This window comes from Tsukamurella sp. DT100, from assembly GCF_049844855.1.
Taxonomy (GTDB): Bacteria; Actinomycetota; Actinomycetes; order Mycobacteriales; family Mycobacteriaceae; genus Tsukamurella.
The window spans coordinates 1-17,912 of the sequence record NZ_JBNCLV010000020.1 but is presented as its reverse complement, the minus strand read 5'-3'; the positions used below and the strand labels follow the sequence as shown (position 1 = coordinate 17,912).

Annotated in this window: 15 protein-coding genes and 1 tRNA gene; 8 read left to right on the top strand and 8 right to left on the bottom strand. The window is 65.5% G+C overall.

Annotation, left to right across the window (positions count from 1 at the left end):
• Nucleotides 1-52 precede the first annotated feature (52 nt).
• The 4 genes from ACLQ3K_RS26150 to ACLQ3K_RS26135 form a co-directional block, all read right to left on the bottom strand.
• Nucleotides 53-514 carry a DUF6262 family protein gene (locus ACLQ3K_RS26150; protein ID WP_220270942.1) on the bottom strand — a complete coding sequence of 154 codons (462 nt, stop codon included), beginning with the start codon at nt 512-514 and terminating at the stop codon, nt 53-55.
• Complete coding sequence (locus tag ACLQ3K_RS26145; protein ID WP_223120764.1) at nt 511-2,511, bottom strand: tyrosine-type recombinase/integrase; 2,001 nt, start codon at nt 2,509-2,511, stop codon at nt 511-513. The genes ACLQ3K_RS26150 and ACLQ3K_RS26145 overlap by 4 nt, the downstream gene beginning before the upstream one ends.
• Entirely contained in the window at nt 2,498-3,553 is a 1,056-nt protein-coding gene (locus ACLQ3K_RS26140; RefSeq protein WP_225536077.1) for a tyrosine-type recombinase/integrase, read from the bottom strand. Before ACLQ3K_RS26140 ends, ACLQ3K_RS26145 begins: the two co-directional genes overlap by 14 nt.
• Nucleotides 3,554-3,618: 65 nt before the next feature.
• On the bottom strand, nt 3,619-4,347 hold the full coding sequence (locus ACLQ3K_RS26135; protein ID WP_225536078.1) for a hypothetical protein: 729 nt from the start codon (nt 4,345-4,347) through the stop codon (nt 3,619-3,621).
• Between the two features lie 276 nt (nt 4,348-4,623).
• On the opposite strand from ACLQ3K_RS26135, the gene ACLQ3K_RS26130 reads away from it, so the two are divergent.
• Together ACLQ3K_RS26130 and ACLQ3K_RS26125 are read left to right on the top strand one after the other, a co-directional pair.
• The gene (locus ACLQ3K_RS26130) at nt 4,624-5,724 is read left to right on the top strand and encodes an ImmA/IrrE family metallo-endopeptidase (RefSeq protein ID WP_225536079.1); all 1,101 of its coding nucleotides are present in this window, start codon (nt 4,624-4,626) and stop codon (nt 5,722-5,724) included.
• A 20-nt stretch (nt 5,725-5,744) separates the two neighbouring features.
• Nucleotides 5,745-6,092, top strand: a complete 348-nt coding sequence (locus tag ACLQ3K_RS26125) for a hypothetical protein (protein WP_068526275.1) — start codon at nt 5,745-5,747, stop codon at nt 6,090-6,092.
• A 108-nt stretch (nt 6,093-6,200) separates the two neighbouring features.
• Here the strand turns inward: ACLQ3K_RS26125 and ACLQ3K_RS26120 are convergent, their stop codons facing one another.
• Entirely contained in the window at nt 6,201-9,206 is a 3,006-nt protein-coding gene (locus tag ACLQ3K_RS26120; protein WP_068526317.1) for an RND family transporter, read from the bottom strand.
• Nucleotides 9,207-9,317: 111 nt separating this feature from the next.
• Complete coding sequence (locus ACLQ3K_RS26115) at nt 9,318-9,932, bottom strand: TetR/AcrR family transcriptional regulator (RefSeq protein WP_068526274.1); 615 nt, start codon at nt 9,930-9,932, stop codon at nt 9,318-9,320.
• A gap of 93 nt (nt 9,933-10,025) precedes the next feature.
• Between ACLQ3K_RS26115 and ACLQ3K_RS26110 the strand changes: the two genes are divergently transcribed.
• Nucleotides 10,026-10,502, top strand: coding sequence for a PaaI family thioesterase (locus tag ACLQ3K_RS26110; RefSeq protein ID WP_068526273.1), 477 nt, complete (start codon nt 10,026-10,028; stop codon nt 10,500-10,502).
• A gap of 5 nt (nt 10,503-10,507) precedes the next feature.
• On the opposite strand, the gene ACLQ3K_RS26105 is transcribed toward ACLQ3K_RS26110, so the two are convergent.
• Entirely contained in the window at nt 10,508-11,533 is a 1,026-nt protein-coding gene (locus ACLQ3K_RS26105; protein ID WP_068526272.1) for an AraC family transcriptional regulator, read from the bottom strand.
• 99 nt (nt 11,534-11,632) lie between these two features.
• Between ACLQ3K_RS26105 and ACLQ3K_RS26100 the strand changes: the two genes are divergently transcribed.
• The 5 genes from ACLQ3K_RS26100 to ACLQ3K_RS26080 all read left to right on the top strand — a co-directional run bounded on the left by ACLQ3K_RS26100 (nt 11,633) and on the right by ACLQ3K_RS26080 (nt 16,368).
• Nucleotides 11,633-11,953, top strand: coding sequence for a 2Fe-2S iron-sulfur cluster-binding protein (locus tag ACLQ3K_RS26100; RefSeq protein ID WP_068526316.1), 321 nt, complete (start codon nt 11,633-11,635; stop codon nt 11,951-11,953).
• A gap of 26 nt (nt 11,954-11,979) precedes the next feature.
• Complete coding sequence (locus tag ACLQ3K_RS26095) at nt 11,980-13,371, top strand: cytochrome P450 (RefSeq protein WP_068526271.1); 1,392 nt, start codon at nt 11,980-11,982, stop codon at nt 13,369-13,371.
• Nucleotides 13,368-14,567 carry an NAD(P)/FAD-dependent oxidoreductase gene (locus ACLQ3K_RS26090; protein ID WP_068526270.1) on the top strand — a complete coding sequence of 400 codons (1,200 nt, stop codon included), beginning with the start codon at nt 13,368-13,370 and terminating at the stop codon, nt 14,565-14,567. Before ACLQ3K_RS26095 ends, ACLQ3K_RS26090 begins: the two co-directional genes overlap by 4 nt.
• Complete coding sequence (locus tag ACLQ3K_RS26085) at nt 14,564-15,235, top strand: transglutaminase-like domain-containing protein (RefSeq protein ID WP_068526269.1); 672 nt, start codon at nt 14,564-14,566, stop codon at nt 15,233-15,235. Before ACLQ3K_RS26090 ends, ACLQ3K_RS26085 begins: the two co-directional genes overlap by 4 nt.
• A gap of 119 nt (nt 15,236-15,354) precedes the next feature.
• Nucleotides 15,355-16,368: a BtrH N-terminal domain-containing protein gene (locus tag ACLQ3K_RS26080; RefSeq protein ID WP_170842932.1), complete on the top strand. Its 1,014-nt coding sequence runs from the start codon at nt 15,355-15,357 to the stop codon at nt 16,366-16,368.
• A gap of 1,339 nt (nt 16,369-17,707) precedes the next feature.
• Here the strand turns inward: ACLQ3K_RS26080 and ACLQ3K_RS26075 are convergent.
• A tRNA-Ala gene (locus ACLQ3K_RS26075) sits at nt 17,708-17,780 on the bottom strand.
• Nucleotides 17,781-17,912 lie beyond the last annotated feature (132 nt).

Here is a 17,912-nt window from a genome sequence, read left to right as displayed (position 1 = left end):
GATTCGATATCTCTAGGAGCCTCCTGACTGTCCACGACGTGGCTGACGGGTCTCATCGTGGCTGTTGTGGCCCTGTGGCGGACGGATTATCTGCATGTTCTCCTCGACGGGCTTCTTGTTTGGCCGGCGGCCGGGTTCCCAGTTCGAGGAGTCGGCTTCGGAGCGCCTCGTTCTCGGTGTGTAGTTGCTCGAGCTGTTCGGTCAGTTCGCGGTTGCGGTCGATCGCGGTTGCGAGCTTGGTGCGGAGGGATTCGGCACTGGCTGCCCTGGAGCGTTCTATTCCGGCGGTGGCGGTGCCGCGCTTCGCGTCGATATCCTGCCGGAGCTGGGTTTGCTTGTAGAGGAAGCTGGTTGAGACGTCGGCGGCTCTGGCGACAGCGACGAAGGTGACGGGTTGTCCGGTGTTGTGCAGCCGGGTGATGGCTCGACGTGCGCGGGCGGTCGCGCTGGTTGTGCGGGCGGCGGCGGCCGCGGTGAGGCGTGCAGTGCGGTGATCGCGGTCGCCATTGCTCACCTGGATTCCTGCGTGTCTGAGTCGATTTCGTCGATGAGCCTGGTGACCTTGTCGAGCATGGTCTTGTTCAGGTCCGCTGCCTGGCGGTCGCCGTTGTCTTGTGCTTGGGCGGCGAGCTGTCTGAGCTGGTCGCGGTGGGTGATGTGTGCGCCGAGGAAGGTGCGGCCGCCGGGGTCGTGGAAGGAGCAGTCGATGCAGGGGTTCGGGCGGAACTCGCAGCGCTGCGTCGCGGGGAGCGTGCAGAACCCGTTGGGCAGTGCGGTGGTGAAGCGGGCGCGCAGGCGCTCGACGGTGGCGTCGACGCCCTTGTCGGGGTTGGTGTCCCAGAATTCGCGGGCTTTGCGGGCGAGGGTGTCGTCGGTAATGCGAGCGTAGGTCGCGGTCATGGTGTCGCTGTGGTGGCCGAGGAAGTCGCGCACTTCCGGTTGGGTCCATCCGTTGTTGAGCAGGTGCATTCCGATGGTGTGGCGGAAGCGGTGGACGTCGCCTCCGGAGATCTTCTCGCCGGTGGCGACGGACGTGGTGATGCCGTGCTCGCGGAACAGTGCGGCGAGGCGGTGTCGTAGCCCGCTGGTGGACCAGGGCTGGGTGCGGCCGGCGATGGCGCTGGACCGGGCGCCAGGGAAGAGGTGCTCGGCGTCGGGGCCGTAGGTGTCGCGGACGCGGGTCTGCTGGTCGCGGATGATCTCGGCGAGGCTTTCGGGGACTGGAAGCCGCCGCCAGGCGCTGGTTTTGGTCATCCAGTATTCGATCCAGTGGCCCTGCTCACTGTGTTGGAGGCAGTCGATCGGGAGGGCGACGAGTTCGGATATGCGGCACCCCGCCCATCGTGTGGTGGCGATCATCGCCCGGAGGGTGGGGTCGGTGGCCGGGTTGTCGACGATCAGGGTGTCGATGCGTTCGATGACATCGGGTGGAAAGGGCCTCGGTCGGCGGGTCTTGCGGTGGACGTTCTCGCCGCGGCGCAGGAAGATCGCTGATCCCAGGTCGTCGACGAGTCCGCAGTCGCGCAGTGTTTCGAGCAGGTAGGCCGCGGTGTTCGCGAGCTGGGGGCTTGCCTTGGTGTCGGGGCGGCGCGTCCATTCGAGGTAGTCCAGGAACGCCGTCCGAGTGACCGCAGACGGTTCGGGAACGGTTCCGTCGAGCGTGAGGAACTGGGCGAGCTGGCGGGTGGCGCGCAGCCACTGGGTGAGCGTTCCCCAGGACATGCGGGAGGTAGACAACTGTTGGCGGGCCAGGCTTTTGACGGCCTCTTTGAGCCAGGGCACCGGGATGGTGGCCCAGTCGACAGCGGTTCGTGTCGCCCCGGCTTGGGTGGCGTCGAGGACGAACTCGAATCCGTCGCGCCACCGCCAGTGATCCGCGGCCCATGGGTCGGGGTCGGTGGCCCCGTGAAGGAGTCGGAAGAACCTCCGGATGTAGGGAGCGCAGAGGGAGTCGAAGTTGGTGTAAGGCCAGTGCTGCCTGCACAGCAGCAGCCAGTCGTCGACGGGGCGTTCGGTCAGGGAGCTGGTGATACGCCCGTGCGCGACCTCGATGAGGACGATCAGGGCGCGGCGCAGGCCGGCGTTGGGGGTCCAGTCGCCGCGGCCGATCTTGGTTGCGGCGACGAACCGGACTTCGTCGGCGGCCGCCGCTGGGATGCGGCGGAAGTCGACGACCTGCGTGGTGGCGGGCCGTCCACGGGGCACGCCGACGGGCAGAGCGCTGGTGGTGGCCCAGGCGTCAAAGTCGGCGGGCTGTCCAGCGCGGAACCACTGGAAGTAGTGGGCATAGCACAGCCCCGAGGTGGCGGCTGCGCGTCCACCGGGGCCGCCGAGCCAGTACCGCTCGCCGTCGCAGTCGGAGACGGCGCACGGGTCGGTGGCGGCGCGGCGGCGGTCGCCGGCGATGTCGACGACCGGCCACGTCGATGCGCACCAAGGCCCGTCCGGCACCTGCAGAGCGGGGACGCCGCGGGGCCCGGACCGGGCGCGCTCGCCGTTACCGCGCGCCATCGCCGTCTCCCTTCAGTCGGTACTGCTGCGGTTCTCGCCAGACCAGATGCTCGGTGGTGCGGAGCTTTTCGGCGAGGTCGTCGCTGGCGAGGTGAATGTAGACGTCGGCGCTGGCCGAATGGGATTGGCCGAGGCGGGCAGCGATCTCGGCCGCGGTCCATCCGGCTTTGGCCAGGGCGGTGGCGTGGGTGTGGCGGAGCATGTGCGGGTTGAGGTCGTCGATCCCGGCGGCGGCGCCGATCCGTTCGATGAGCTGGTAGGCGTTGGAGTAGGTCATCGGACCACCGACGGGTGGGCGTGAGAGGTTGACGAACACGTAATCGCTGTCGACGTGGGCGATCTCACCGAGCAGGTACGCGGCATACAGGTCGAAGAACCGCCGCGGAGCCTCGACGATGAATTGGGTCTTCTGCTTTGATAGCGCCCCGTTGGCGTTGTCGTCACGCCGGCGGATCATCACCTGCCTGCGCATCGGGTTCAAGTCGCCGTGGCGCAGGCCGAGCGCTTGGCCTACCCGCAGGCCCAGGTCGTACTGCGCCGACAGCAGCAGTCGGTCACGGGTGGTCGACGCCGCGGCGAGCAGCTTGGCGAAGTCGGTCTCGAAGTCGATGACCTGCACGGTCTCTGCCGACTGCCGGTCGGGCCGGGCCAGGCGGGAGACTTCGCGCGGACGGCGGTGTTCGAGGTGCGCAAGGAAGCTGTGCGCGCGCCGCGGCAGCTTCGACGGGTTGCGGGTCAGTACCAGATCCTGCGGTCCCCGGCCCTCGACGCGGTGGAACTCGTAAAACTCCCGCACCGCGGCGCTGACCGCTTTCACCGTGCCGGGTGCACGGCCCCCGCACCGCGACGGCAGCGGCGGCAGTCCAGCGGTGAGAACGGCGACGAAGTCACAAAGCTGCCGGAAATCCAGCTCATCCCAAACGATTCCCCGCGCAGCCAGCCAACGATAGAACTGACTCAGGTGCCGCGCGTACGAGCGGACGGTGTTCTGAGAACGTCCGATCGCCCGCTGCCAATGCAGGAACTGCTCGATCTCGAGCACCGGCAAACCCTGTTGGTCGACGACGGTCCACGACCGGACCCCGTGGACCGTGACCGGGGCGGCCCTCATCGCTGGTCCTCGAGGCCGTCGGCGCGGCGCGGCCGGCGGGTCGTGATGTCAGTGCGCCGACGCTGCTGTTCGTCACGCACATCGATGACCACGTCATCGGCGATCGCGGCGTCGGCGATCGACGCAGCGGGCAGCCGCCCGGGCAGCCAGCGCACGTCCCGCTTGCGCCACGCGGCGTACCTCTGCTGCACCTGGTCCATCGGGATCTCGAACCGTTCCCACTGCACCCCGGGGGCGCTGACCCAGATCCGCCGCACGTGCGAATCGGTCGCCGCGTCGTAGTCCCAGGTCAGCTCGCAGTGCGTGGGATCGCCCACCAGCTGCAGAGTCTGCGAGTCCTGCTTGATGAAGGCCTTGCGCCGAGTGTTGGTGCCCTCCATCTCCTTGTGATGGATCGCCAGGTAAGTACGGCCGTGACTACTCACCTCGGACCACTGATACGGCCGCTTGACCAGGTGCCCGGGCGGGTGCATCCCCTGGGTGCTCAGCCACACGTTGGTGCCGGCGGAGACAAACGCCGCAACGTGACTACCCCGCAGCAGCGGCTGCAGCACCGTCCGCAAGTGCGCCGGCTGCCCCGCGGTCAGCGTGTTCCAGTGATCGACCGCGGCCAGCAGCAGCGCGCCGACGCCGATCGTCACCGGGCGCAGGATCCGCTGCGCCTCCTTCCGAGAAACCGCTCCCGCGTCGAGCGGGTTGATGTCGTCGTCCATGAGTGCCGTCACGATCTGTCTCCCATCGATGTAATTACTTGCATGGAATCTTGCCTAACGTGGTACAGTTCTCAGCAAGACAACACGCCGTGACCTGCAGAATTGGCCAAACCGTCTCGCCTCGCTCTCGCGAGCGAGACGGACGTCACATCAGTCACTTGCGTTTCGGATGGAGATAACCGCGTCGGGCAGAAAGTCGCAGTTCACACGGTGTTTCTGCGCAGATTTCGGCTGTTACCGCGATAGCGTGGAACGCAGGGATCGATCGAGGATATGGAGGCGATCTGGGTGACGGCACTCTTCTCGCAGGCCGAGGCGAACCCGGTGATGGTTGCGCTGACACGACTGGCGCACGGCTGGTCGAAGAAGCGGCTCGCTGAGGAGGCCGGGATCTCCGGATCGCACGTCACCCGGGTCGAGGCTGGCGCTCTGCCGCTGGCAGGTAAGGCGCTCGACGATTACGCCCGGGCGTTGCAATGCCCGGTCGAGGCGCTGTGCGTCGCGTTCGAGCGCTCACCTGCGCAGGGCACGCACTTCCGCGCCAACGCCACCACAGCGGAGTGGAAACGTGACCGCGTCTGGGCGCGCGCCAACCTGGTCGCGATGCGGCTAGGCCGGGTCGTCGCCCACACCGATCTCGATCCGGAACTGGCGCTGCCCGATCTCGACCCCGGGGACTACGCCGCCGATCTCGGCGAAATCACGGTCGCGCAAGTCCTGCGCCGGCTCTGGCGCATCGCCGGCCCCATCCGGTCGATGACCGAACTGCTGGAAGCGGCCGGGGTCTTCGTCGTCGTCGAGGACTTCCACGACCGCGAGATCGACGCGGTCACCCTACGCGCCACCGCGCATCACCCGCACCTGGTGTACGTCAACGCCGCACTACCGCCGGACCGGATGCGCATGACCCTCGCGCACGAACTCGGGCACCTGGTGATGGATGCGATGACCCTGGTCAGCCCCACCGAAACCGAGCGACGGGCAAATGTCTTCGCCGCCGAGTTCCTCGCCCCGGTCGACGACATCGGCCCGGCGCTGGACCGGGTCTCGACCCGGACCGTGCACGAGCTCGACGAGCTGCGCCTGGACTGGGGCGTGAGCGAGTCCTCGCTCGTTGTCCGAGCACGCGAGCGCGGCGTGCTCTCCGACCGGCAGTACCGGGCGATGTTCCGACTACTCAACGAAACCGGCCGGATGTACGGCACCCGGCCCGGTGTCCCGACCGAGACACCCGAGCTCGCCCGCGATGTTCTCGCCCAGCTCGCCACCGACGGATACAGCACCACCGAGCTCGACGCCCTGACACTGCTCACCGCCGAGAACCGCACCAGCCTGTTCGGCGCACCCGAGGGTGCCACCGCCGGCAGCCGTCACCTGACCGTCGTCTAACAGCGCGGGGGACGCCAGGGATGTCACGGTGGGGCTGGAACAGCAAGGACGCGGTCAAAGACCACCACTGGCGCGTCCCGCACGGGTCGAACAAGGCAGTGCAGGCCAAAGAGCAGGACGACGCCGCAGGCGGCCGCCACAACCGTGCCATCCGCACCGCACCGAACGCGCTGGGGCGGGTGGTCCTCCGGTGCCAGTACCGGCGCCTGTACGCGGAGCTGCGGTGGACCGATGCGACGAGGAAGCACGCCGAGTACCTCGGCGAGATGACCTGGCACAGCCGCGCCGACAACCTCGCCGCCGCCTGGCGCGAAGCACACGCCCGCGGTCTTACGACCAAGTCCTGCGACCGTCATCCAGTTATTTAATCTGTCGATCTTACGGTGTGCGTTATCAGATAGCGAGCTGGGTGTGGGGCCGACGGGCCGCGTGCCGACCGTTATGTTTCGTCGTCATGCGGGCGCAGTGGATTCGGGTCACCCGTGTTTGCCTGGCCACCAGCTCGCTGGTCCGGCCAGGGTGGCGATTGCGGGTACGACGATCGTTCGGACGACGAAGGTGTCGAGGAGTAGTCCGACACCGATGATGAGGCCGACCTGGGTCATGATGGCGATCGAGCCGACCATCAGTCCGAACATGCTTGCCGCGAAGATGAGGCCGGCGGAGGTGATGACGGAGCCGGTGTTGGTGACGGTTCGTAGGACTCCGATGCGAATGCTGCGGTGGGATTCCTCACGCAGCCTGGAGATCAACAGCATGTTGTAGTCGGCGCCGACGGCGACGAGCACGATGAACGCGAGAAGCGGTACAGGCCAGGCAATCTCGGTGCGAAGGATGCATTGGAAGATCACCACCCCCACGCCGAGGGCTGCAGCGTAGTTCAGGATAACGGTTCCCAGCAGGTAAAGCGGTGCAATGAGCGCTCGGAGTAGTGCGATCAGGATGATGCCGACGATGATGAGGGTGGCCAGGGCGAGTAGCCGGAAATCGTGGCTGAGCAGGCGTTGCAGGTCGGCGTTGATGGCGGGGAATCCCGCTAGCGACACCGATGCGTTCTGCAGGGCGGTGTTGGGTCTCGCTGTCTGGGCTGCGGTGGTGATGGCGTTGGTGAGTTCAATCGCCTGGCTGCTGTAGGGATCGGCGTCGGTTTGGATGGCATAGCGCACTGTCCGCCCGTCTGGAGAGACGAATTGTGCAGCAACGTCGGAAAACTTTTGGTTGACGAACGCGTCAGGCGGTAGGTAGAAACCCGTGGCGGCGTCCGAGCCGCGGGTTTCGCGGGCGGTGGTCTGTAGTTGCGCGGCAAGGGTGGCCATCCCGGCGAACTGTTGCAGGTTGCTGTCGACGAGTGCGGCGACTCCCCCGGCAATCGCGCGGGAGCCAGCAGCGAGTTGACTCACCCCGTTCTGAAGCTGGGCGAGTTGTGCGGGGAGGTCGCGCGCGGTGACAGCACCCAGCGTTGTGTCCAATGTGTCCACTGCGGCGGTGAGTTGCGCGGTGATGGTGGTGATGGGTGTGCCGAGGTTGCCCAGTTGCCCGGAGAGAGCGCCGATTTGGAGGAGGAAGTTGGAATCCCGCAGTGTGCCCAGGGTCCGGAGTTGCTGTTGGACGGCGGCGCACTGAGGGATCGGGGCGCACCAGGGAGCGTTGTCGAGCAAGGGCCGCACGGCGGTCACGAGACTCAAGGCGTCGGATGCCTGCCTTGCCGCGGTGGCCAATTGCGGTGCCTGCCCAATGAGTTGGTCGAGTGCGGGTGCGGTTGTGCGGAGTTGACCGAGCAGTGGTCGGTATTGCTGGATCTGTTGTCCCGCGGTCGTGGCCTGGTCGAGAATTCGCAACAGCGGTGTCAGGTTGGCGCGGATCTGGCTGTCGAGCGTGGCAAGGCCGGTCGCGAGTTGGTCGGCGCCATCTCGAAGTTGGAACAGGTCGCCAGTGCGTGATCGGCCGTCACTGACTGCCGCGGCGAGTCGGTCACCGATCTGTCCGTTCTGCCACGACAGCTGGGCTTGTTCGAGGCGGCTGCCGGTGGGTCGGGTCACGCCGACAACCCGGGTCACTCCCGGGACTTGCGCGACGCGTGATGCCAGGTCGTCGAGGTCAGCCAGCCCTTTCGCGGTACGCATGTCGTTCGGGGATTGGATCACGAGGAATTCCGGGACGGTAGTGTTGGTCGGGAAGTGCCGGTCGAGCAGTGCGTAACCCTCGTTACTGTCAGTGGTGGCGGGTTGTCCGCTGCGGTCGTCGTAGGTGATGGTGATGCCCAACGCCACTGCGCCGAGGGCGAGCAGAGCGACGAGTGTCATAGCCAGTAGCGAGGCGGGGCGCCGTACGACGAGTACCGCGATGCGGTTCCAGTAGCGCCGCGTCAGGTCCGCGCGGGGTGCACCCCACCCGAGGTGGGAGGCGGCGTGCAGGACCGGCGGTAGCAGGGTGACCGTGGCGAGGAACCCGATGACGATCGCGATCGCACATGCCGGCCCGAGAGTGGAGAAGACGCTCAGTTTTCCGAACACCATCGCCAGGAACGCCAGGGCGACGGTTGCGGCGGAGGCGAGGATGACGCGCCCGATCGTAGCGGTGGCGTCGATGAGCGCAGGTGCGTGCTCGGCGCCCGACCGTAATCGCTCGTGGTAGCGGCTGATGAAGAAGACCGTGTAGTCGACGCCGGCACCGAGCAGGATCACCGTCATGAACGCGACGGTGAACTGTGAAACGGGCATTCCGAACTCGCCCAACGCTGACACCACACCGCGACCCACCCCGAGGCTGATCCCGATCACCAGCAGGGGTACGAGCGCGGTGAACAGCGACCGGTAGACCACCAGCAGGATGAACGCGATCAGCAGAACCGTGGCCATGGTGATCACCACAAGGTCCTTTTCGGCCGTGACGATCTGATCGCTGAAGGTGGCGGTGGGCCCGGTGACGTGTACGGTTGTACCGGTGCCGGAGAACGAATGATAGGCGAGGTCGCGCACGGAATCCAAGGCGCGAGTCGCGGCGGGGCCGCCCAGCGTTCCGGTCAGCCCCACCGGCAGGTACCAGGCCGTCCCGTCGCGGCTCACCGCCTGCGACGCCGTCGTCGGATCCCCCACCAGGTCACGGACGGAAGCGACATCGGCGGTGGCGCCACGAAGTTTCTGAACAAGCTCGTCGTAGCGTACGCGCACCGTCGGGGTGAGGCCGCCACGGTTCTCCATGGCGATGAAAACCGTTGTCTTGGCGCCTTTCTCCCCGAACGCCGTACCCATCCGGTCGAAAGCCTGAAATGACGGCACTCCCGCAGGGATCGGATCGACCGATTGTTGGCGCACGACTGTCTCGAGCTGCGGGAACGCCAGCGCCAGCACCACACCCACCGCGAGCCACGCGCCGACGACGACAACCTTGTGCGCTAGCGCGTACCGAGCCACCCGCGCAAGCGTGGCGCTGTATTCCGCGCGTTCTGACCGCGCGCCAGCCGATCGCCGGTGCACCACCATCAACACCACTCCTGCCGAAACGGAACTACCTGGATCGGTACGCTACATGATGTAGCGAAAAGCGGTGGCGCGGTCGCTCGTCTTCGGACTCGGCGTGGACCGTGCGAGCGGTCAGGGCATGCGGCGATGCGCCGTCAGGAAGTCGTCGACGATGCGGCGGCGGTCATCGGCGTCGACGGCCCGGATGCCGGTGATTTTGGCGAAGATCAGCGGTCCGACGAGCTGGGTGATGGCCAGGGTCAGGTCGAAATCGTCGAGCTCGTCGACGGCACTGGCACTGGTGAGCAATCGGTCGAACGGTTCGCGGTAGTGATCGACCACCCGCGCACGCAGTGGGGCCAGGGCGTTGCTCTGCTCGCCGGCCCGTTCGGGCACCATCGCCAACCACGCGACCGTGGTGACCTGCAGCGGCGCCTGTTCGATGACGTCCGCCTGACGATCCATCAACCGGATCAAGTCCTCGCGCACCGACCCCGAGAGTTCGTGGCGATCGGCCTGGGGCAGCAAACGCTCGAAGGCAGCGGCGACCAGGTCGGTGGTACTGCCAAAGTGCCGGTAGAGGGTTGTGCGGGCAACCCTGGACAAGCTGGTGACCGCCTCGACGGTGACAGCCTCCACTCCCCCTCTGCGCAGCAACACCGCCGTGGCGTCGAGTAGACGGTTCCTGGAACGAACCCGCCGCGGATCGACGTCGTCGAGGCCATCGATGCTCACCGCTACCCGCATTCTTCTCGCTGTTGGTCCACGTATGTGGCATCCTGCCAACGATACCGTCAGTAGCGGTCCGCTACCGGCACGAGCATCGATTCGAGGACTGTGATGTCAGCACCCAGCAGACTGCCCGCGCACTCCCCATCGTGCATGGGCTGCGGGCCGGAAAATGCCAGCGGCCTGCAGCTCGAGGTCTACCGCGACGAGGACCGAGTCTTTGCAGATCACTCCTTCACCGAAAAGCATTCCGGTGGACCAGGTCTGGCGCATGGAGGGGCCATCTCGGCCGCGTGCGACGACATCATGGGATTTACGCTGTGGATCGCCGGCACCCCGGCCGTCACGCGCACGTTGACGGTCAAGTACCGCCGACCGGTACCCCTCCACGTACCAGTACGCCTCACGGCGTGGATCGACGAGGACGCCGATCACACCCTGCACATCGGGGCGAGCGGGACCGTGGAGGGCGAGACCTACTTTTCCGCCACTAGCGAGTTCGTGAAAGTCGATCTCACGCACTTCGCGCGCTACGCCGACACCTCCACGGTAGACAGCTTTTTCGTCAATTTCCTCCGCGCGGACTGACCTGCTCAGATGCCCGGCGCTGCCCGCTGATTCGACGGTGCGCGGCGGAACTGAGTCGGGGAGCACCCGACCCACCGTGTAAATGCATGGGAGAAACTGGCGACCTCGGAGTACCCCAGTTCTGCGGCTATCTCGCCGACACTGATGCCGGGATCCAGCAGTCGCGCGGTGGCTCGTTCTTGGGCGAACTGCTGCCGCAGGCGACGCAGGGTGGTGCCCTCGGCGTGCAGGCGTCGCTTGAGTGTGCTCACCGATGTCGCCAGCTCCGCCGCGATACGAGCGCCGTCAGCGCGCGCAGGGTCAGCATCGAACTGTGCGCGGACCAGCTGCGTGTAGGAATTGGGCCTGCGCTGTTCGTAGACGCGTCGAAGCTCGGCGATACCGATCCGGTAGGCCACGGGGTCGGAGAAGCGGCACACGTCGTAGAGCACGGCAGCCGGTATATGCACGAACGCCGCGCGCGCGTCGAAAAGGATCCGATGGCCGATCTCACCCACGACGATCAGGTCTGCCGGCGCCTGGCATGTCAGATGAAGCTCCACGGAGGGGACGGCACCGGCGAGCATGTCCACCAACCGCAGGACAGCCAGACCACCGTAGGTGACGGCGAGACAATCGGTGCCGGGGCTATCTGTGCGCCCGGCCAGAGCGATCGTCAGTCCAGAGTCTCCGTGCTGGAACTCGGTGCTCAGCGCGGTCGATATCAGGGGCAAGAACCGAAGCAGTTGAACAACTTCGAGGACGGAACCCGCACTGACCAGCGGCAAACTGAGGGGGCCGAAAGAGGTCAGCTGGGCGTGCTCGGCGAACGCCACGCCCAACCGGAATCCCTGCTGGGCGTCCATCGCCGGATACACCTCGTGAAACCACCGGACAGGCACTTGGCCCTGTCGCGCAATGACGACCGCGAGATCGACGCCCTCGCGGGCCATGATGCGTCCGAACGCTCGCGTCTCCGCCGCGCCCAGGGCACCGCTGTCGAGGAGCTGCGCGAACGCTAGCGGCGGTATCCCCAACTCGACAAGGCTCACATGAGCCAATTTAACAAGACATCGCGACGTCCGAGCCTGGATCAAGCACATCTGCCGCGTGCACACTCACCTCTACGACCCACGAACAAGGAGGTGGCCATGGCCACGATCACTTACGTGACCCACGACGGCGAGGACTACCCCGCGCCGGTGACGCCCGGCAGGTCACTGATGCAGATTGCAGTCGACGAGGCGATACCGGGGATCGATGGCGACTGTGGCGGTGAGGCGGCATGCGGAACGTGCCACGTCGTCGTCGACAGCGCGTGGATCGACACCGTCGGACACAGCACAGACGTCGAAGAAGGCATGTTGAGTATGCACCCCGAACGTGAGGCCAACTCGCGACTGGCCTGCCAGATGACCGCCAACAACGAGTGGGACGGTCTGACCGTTCGCCTTCCCGAGTTCCAGTTGTGAACGTCTAAAGCGAAAGAGCAACATCTATGAGCATCTCAACTGCCCTCGCCGACAAAGCGCAGTCCATGATCCCGATCGATCTACAAATCCGTGGCGCCCACGTCTATGACAAGGCCCGCCGGATCGTCACCCGAACCGACGGCAAAAAGATCTTCACCGAGACCCCCATCCCGCCTGTCGAGGAAGTCGAACTCACCGACATCGATCTGAGCAACCCATTCCTCTACCGACAGGGCAGGTGGCGGTCCTACTTCGAGCGTGTGCGCAATGAGGCGCCCGTTCACTTCCAGCCCCGCAGTCCCTTCGGGCCGTTCTGGTCGGTCACTCGACATGCCGACATCATCGCTGTCGACAAGAACCACGACGCGTTCTCCGCCGAACCGTTCATCATCATCGGTCGGCCGCCCCGCTTCATGGACATCGCGATGTTCATCGCCATGGACCCGCCGCGGCACGACAAGCAGCGCGCCGCCGTCCAGGGAGTCGTCGCACCGAAGAACCTGCGCGAGATGGAGGGCCTCATCCGGTCGCGCGTCCGGGAAGTCCTCGACGAGCTACCGCTCGACGAACCGTTCGACTGGGTCCAGACCGTGTCGGTCGAACTGACCGCGCGGATGCTCGCGACATTGCTCGACTACCCCTACGAGCAGCGCCACAAACTCGTCCAGTGGTCGGATCTGGCCACGTCGATGGAGCAGGCCAACGGCGGACCATCAGACAACGACAAAGTTTTCCGCGAGATGGTCGCGATGGCACAGGGCTTGAGTGCGCTATGGCGAGACAAGGCCGCGCGGACCGCGGCAGGCGAGGAGCCTGGTTTCGACCTCATCACCATGCTGCAGAGCAACGAGGACACCAAAGACCTTCTCGACGACAGCCCCATGGAGTTCCTCGGGAACCTCGTGCTGCTGATCGTCGGCGGCAACGACACCACCCGCAACTCGATGAGCGGCGGAGTGCTGGCTCTCAACGAGTATCCCGACCAGTTCGAGAAACTCAAAGCCAATCCGGACCTGATCCCCAACGCGGTGTCGGAGATCATCCGGTGGCAAACCCCCCTGGCGTACATGCGCCGGGTCGCCAAGAAGGACGTGATGCTCAACGGTCAGTTCATCCGCAAAGGCGACAAAGTCGTCATGTGGTACGCCTCCGGCAACCGCGACGAGCGAGTGTTCGACCGCCCGGACGAGCTCATCATCGATCGGTCCAACGCTCGCAACCACATCGCGTTCGGTTTCGGCGTGCACCGTTGCATGGGAAACCGCCTGGCCGAATTGCAGTTGCGCATTCTCTGGGAAGAACTCCTCGAGCGCTTCGACGACATCGCGGTGGTCGGTGATCCGGAGTACGTGCAGTCCAACTTCGTTCGTGGGATCAGCAAGATGATGGTCCGTCTGACTCCCAAGCAGGAGACGTGAGCACTGATCGGGTCGTGATCGTCGGCGCAAGCCACGCCGGCGCACAGCTGGCGGCCAATTTGCGCAAGGAGAAGTGGGCTGGAGACATCCTGCTGATCGGCGACGAGGGCCGCCTGCCGTATCAGCGGCCGCCGCTGTCCAAGGCATACCTGGCCGGCGATTGCCATCTCGACGATGTCGCGATCCGAAGCCACCAGTTCTACGACAAGCAACGGATCCAGCTCGTCGACGGAACCGTAACCTCGATCGACCGTGCCGAACGAACCGTCACTCTCGGCAACAACGACGCGGTGTCCTACTCGAAGTTGGCCCTGTGCACCGGCGCTCGAGCTCGCGCACTGCCCGTCCCTGGGGCCGATCTGCCGGGCGTGCACTATCTGCGCACCGCCACCGACGTCGAGGCCATCCGCGCCGCCGCGGTCCCGGGTTCGCGGGTCGTCATTGTCGGCGGCGGGTACATCGGCCTGGAGACAGCGGCCTCGCTTCGAACCCTGGGTGTCGAAGTGACCGTCCTGGAGGCGGCAGGACGCGTACTCGAACGTGTCACGGCGCCCGTCGTGTCGGAATTCTTCGATCGAATTCACCGCGAGAAGGGTGTCGACGTACGGATCGACGCAATCGTCGAGGGGTTCCGCGGCGACAAACGAGTCGCCAGCGTTGTCCTCGCCGGTGGAGAAACGCTGGCCGCTGACCTGGTCATCGTCGGCGTCGGCGTCATTCCGAACACGGAGCTCGCAGCAGCTGCGGGCATCGACGTCGAAAACGGCATCCTCGTCGACGACCGCGCTCGTAGCAGCGATCCTGACATCGTCGCAGCCGGCGACTGCGCCAACCACCGAATCGAGCGGTACGGGAGACGTGTTCGTCTCGAGTGCGTGTCCGCAACAACCGAGCACGCCAAAATCGCGGCGGCCACAATCTGCGACAACACAACCGGTCGTGCCGCACTGCCGTGGTTCTGGTCCGACCAATACGACCTCAAACTCCAGATCGCCGGGCTCAACACCGGATACGACGAGGTGCTGGTCAGCGGCGACCCCGCCCATGGCCGCGACTTCACCTGCTACTATTTCTCCGCCGGAGAACTGATTGCAGCTGACTGCGTCAACAGACCCGCTGACTTCGTGAACGCCAAGCGCGCCATTGCACAACGAGCGCCGATCGTCAGGTCCGCATTGATCGGAGCGACCCCATGACCACATCACCGACAAACGCGGTCAGCCCGGCGGCGCTGACGGGTTCACGCTTCCTCGACATCGAGCACGCCACCGTCGCGACCTTCACACGCGAAGCCGTCGGCAACGCGACCACCGACAAAGACAAAGCTCGCCGCCTGTTCACCGCGGTACGCGACGCCATCCGCTACGACCCGTACACCGTCTCCAACGACCCAGAGCATTACCGGGCCAGCCACGTAATCGAATCCGGACGTGGATACTGCGTCCCCAAGGCCGTCGTGCTCACCGCCGCATTTCGCGCCGCCGGGATCCCAGCGCGGTTCGGCTTCGCCGACGTCCGTAACCACCTCCAAACGGGCACCCTACGTGAGCTGATGGGAACCGACGTCTTCGTCTATCACGGGTACAGCCACGTCTACATCGACGGACGGTGGCTCAAGGCAACACCCGCGTTCAACTCGGAACTGTGCGCACGGTTCGGAGTTGCCCCGATCGACTTCACCGGCGACAGCGACGCGTTGCTCCACGCTCACTCCGCGGACGGCTCAACACACATGGAGTACGTCCGCGAAAGAGGTACGTACAACGACCTGCCTCTCGACAACATCCTGGCGGCTCTCAAACAGGCCTATGGCCCTCTGATATTCACGCAGCGTGCGACGCCACTAGATGCATTCCACGCCTAACCCGACCTGCCTCAGTCGTCGGCCGGCAATCGACTCTACGAACAAGATCCGCACCGCCTCAACACAGGAGACTCGTGTCAGTGTCCGGCCCCTCGATGATCGACCCCTACCCGCACCGAATGGGCGGCCACTGTGGGTCCGGTGCGATGCGAGACCTCATGGAGTGGACCGGGCTCGGTTTCGACGGCCCACCCGATGAGGGCCTCGTCTTTGCCCTCGGCGGAGCCCTCTCCCTCACCTACATTCGATCAAGCGCGCTGATGCCACCCGTGTACTTGGTCGGACGAGGACCTGATTTTGAGGTGGACCTCCCCCGCCGTCTGGGCGGCACCGTCGAGGTGCTTGCCACCGACGACCCGGCCGAGGGTTGGGAGAACCTTCGTGGCGAGATCGATCAGGGCCGCCCTGCACTGGTCTGGGCGGAGATCGCAGAACTCCCCTATCTGCGGGTCCAGTTGCGCATGAGCCGCCACGACATCGTGGTAGTCGGCTACGACGAGACGCAAGGCATCGCGTACATCGCCGACAACGATCGCGAAGATCTTCAACGCGTCCCACTGGACGCACTCGCACGCGCGCGCCGCTCGACCTCCTTCCCGGAGCCAACCCGACACACGCAGTTTCGTATCAATTGGCCACAGACGCCGCCTTCAATTATCGAGGTGGCCGCACAGGCATTCGCGCAATCCGCAGCGAGCCTGAGCACCCCAGGCGCATCGACGATCGCCGGGCCCGCAGAACATGGGTCACACGGCCTCGACGCGGCCAGCGCTCTCGCATCCGACGTCTGCAGCTGGGGAGCCCTGTCCACCGACGACCTCGAGATGCACTTATTCAGCCTCGGCGCCTTCATCGAGAAAGCGGGGACCGGCGGTGGCCTCTTCCGCCGACTGCTGGCACAGGGCTGCGATGAAATCGCACGCCTCACCGGCGATCACGCAACCGCCATCCTTGCAGCCAACGCCCACCATGCGGCGACATCCTGGACTGCAGTCGCACGCGCAGCAGTACAGAAGGATCACGCCTCATCCGAGCGGCTCCGATCCGTCACAACCCTCGCGGCAGCTCTACCCGAGGCGGAAGCGACTCTGGAGGCGTCACTGCGAAAGGCCGCAGCATCCTTGTCAGGCTAACCGGGCCAGTCGCGGGAAGTCCGCGAGTAGGGCGCTAAGCAGGGCCGCCGCGTTCACACAACGCACGCAGGAGCACCACCGTGAGCAGGACGCCGGTTCCCGCTCACCTGGGTCCTGATCCGTCGTGGCGATCTGTCGACACGCTGCGAGCCATCGCCGTCGACGCCATAGACGGTGCGTCGGGGCGATGCGACGGACGACTGGCGGATCCGGTCGTACAAGTCCCCCATCGTGGACCGCGGCCGACGAGGCCGATGGCCAGGTGATGCTCGAACACGGCCTCGAGGGGCGTGGTTGCCAAGCGCCTGTCCTCGCGCTCTTACCGGCCCGGTGAGCGCTCCCCCCGACTGGATCAAGCAACCGTTGCGGGTCAGCGCAACGGTTGTGGTCCCCGGGGTGGATCGGGACACCGGGAGATCTCGAATCACTGCTCGCTCGCAGCAGTACACCCCGCCAGCGGGTGGCTATGTCAAGTTGGTCTGGCTCCAACCAGGGCGGTGTGATTTGGCCCCGACTGTAGGCGGGTGGCCGCGTTTGGTCGTAGGTTCGTGGATGTGGATGGGGAGGATGATCTGCAGATGCCTTCTCGGCGGACGGTCGTTGTCCCGTCAGGGTGGGATCGGGCTTCGGTGTGCGCGTATGCCGAGCATGTGATCGCTCGGGATACCGGGGCTTAGCAGTCATCTGTGGGTGCGGGTGAAGTTGCTTGAGGAGCAGCAGCTCGAGGATCTGACGTCGCGGTGGTCGGTGTCGTATGTGGTTCACCGGCACCGCAAGGCGTTGTCGATTGTCACCGATCCGACACAGTCAGGCCCGAGGGCGCCCTAACTTGGTTGTGGTGGTGTCGGCTGCGAGGGGATCGGTAGAGGCGGTGTTCGCCGTCTGAGTATCACGGGCATCGTCGTGGATGGCGCGCATGGGAGGATCGGTTTTGAGGCTGATTCCTCCACTGAGTAGCGGTGCGATATCGAGTGCTCTGACTAGGTTTTATGCGCTCTGGCAGATCAGGGCCTGTGAAGCGGCGGGGAGGACTTGGAGGTGTTCGCGGAGCACCGTCGACAAAACGCGGTGAAGACACAGAGCGCGGCGTCCAGGAACGCCTCACGTCGGCTTCGTCGGCGAACGTCGGCCTCCACACATCGATACGTACGCTGCGTCGGAGCCATGACGCCACAATAGTCACCCCGCGCACCCGCCACCATCACGGACTCGCCGGACCAGCCTCATGGCCAGTCAAGCATTTCGTCATCTGCTGGACCTCCCAACGCTCAGAACCCCCGGGGCCGGCGATCCGGGGGGGGGCTCCTAGCTGACAGCAGTCAGAAACTCATCATATCTGTGGAGGCTAGGGGATTCGAACCCCTGACCCTCGCCTTGCAAAGGCGATGCTCTACCAACTGAGCTAAGCCCCCGTGTGTGGTTGTGCACCCGCTGCTGGGCACCGTCCCACCGCCAAACTACGACCTCGTGACGGACATGTCCACCACAGCATCCCTGCTGGTCAACCCCTTACCAAGCCTGTCAGCTGGAGATAAGATTCGAAC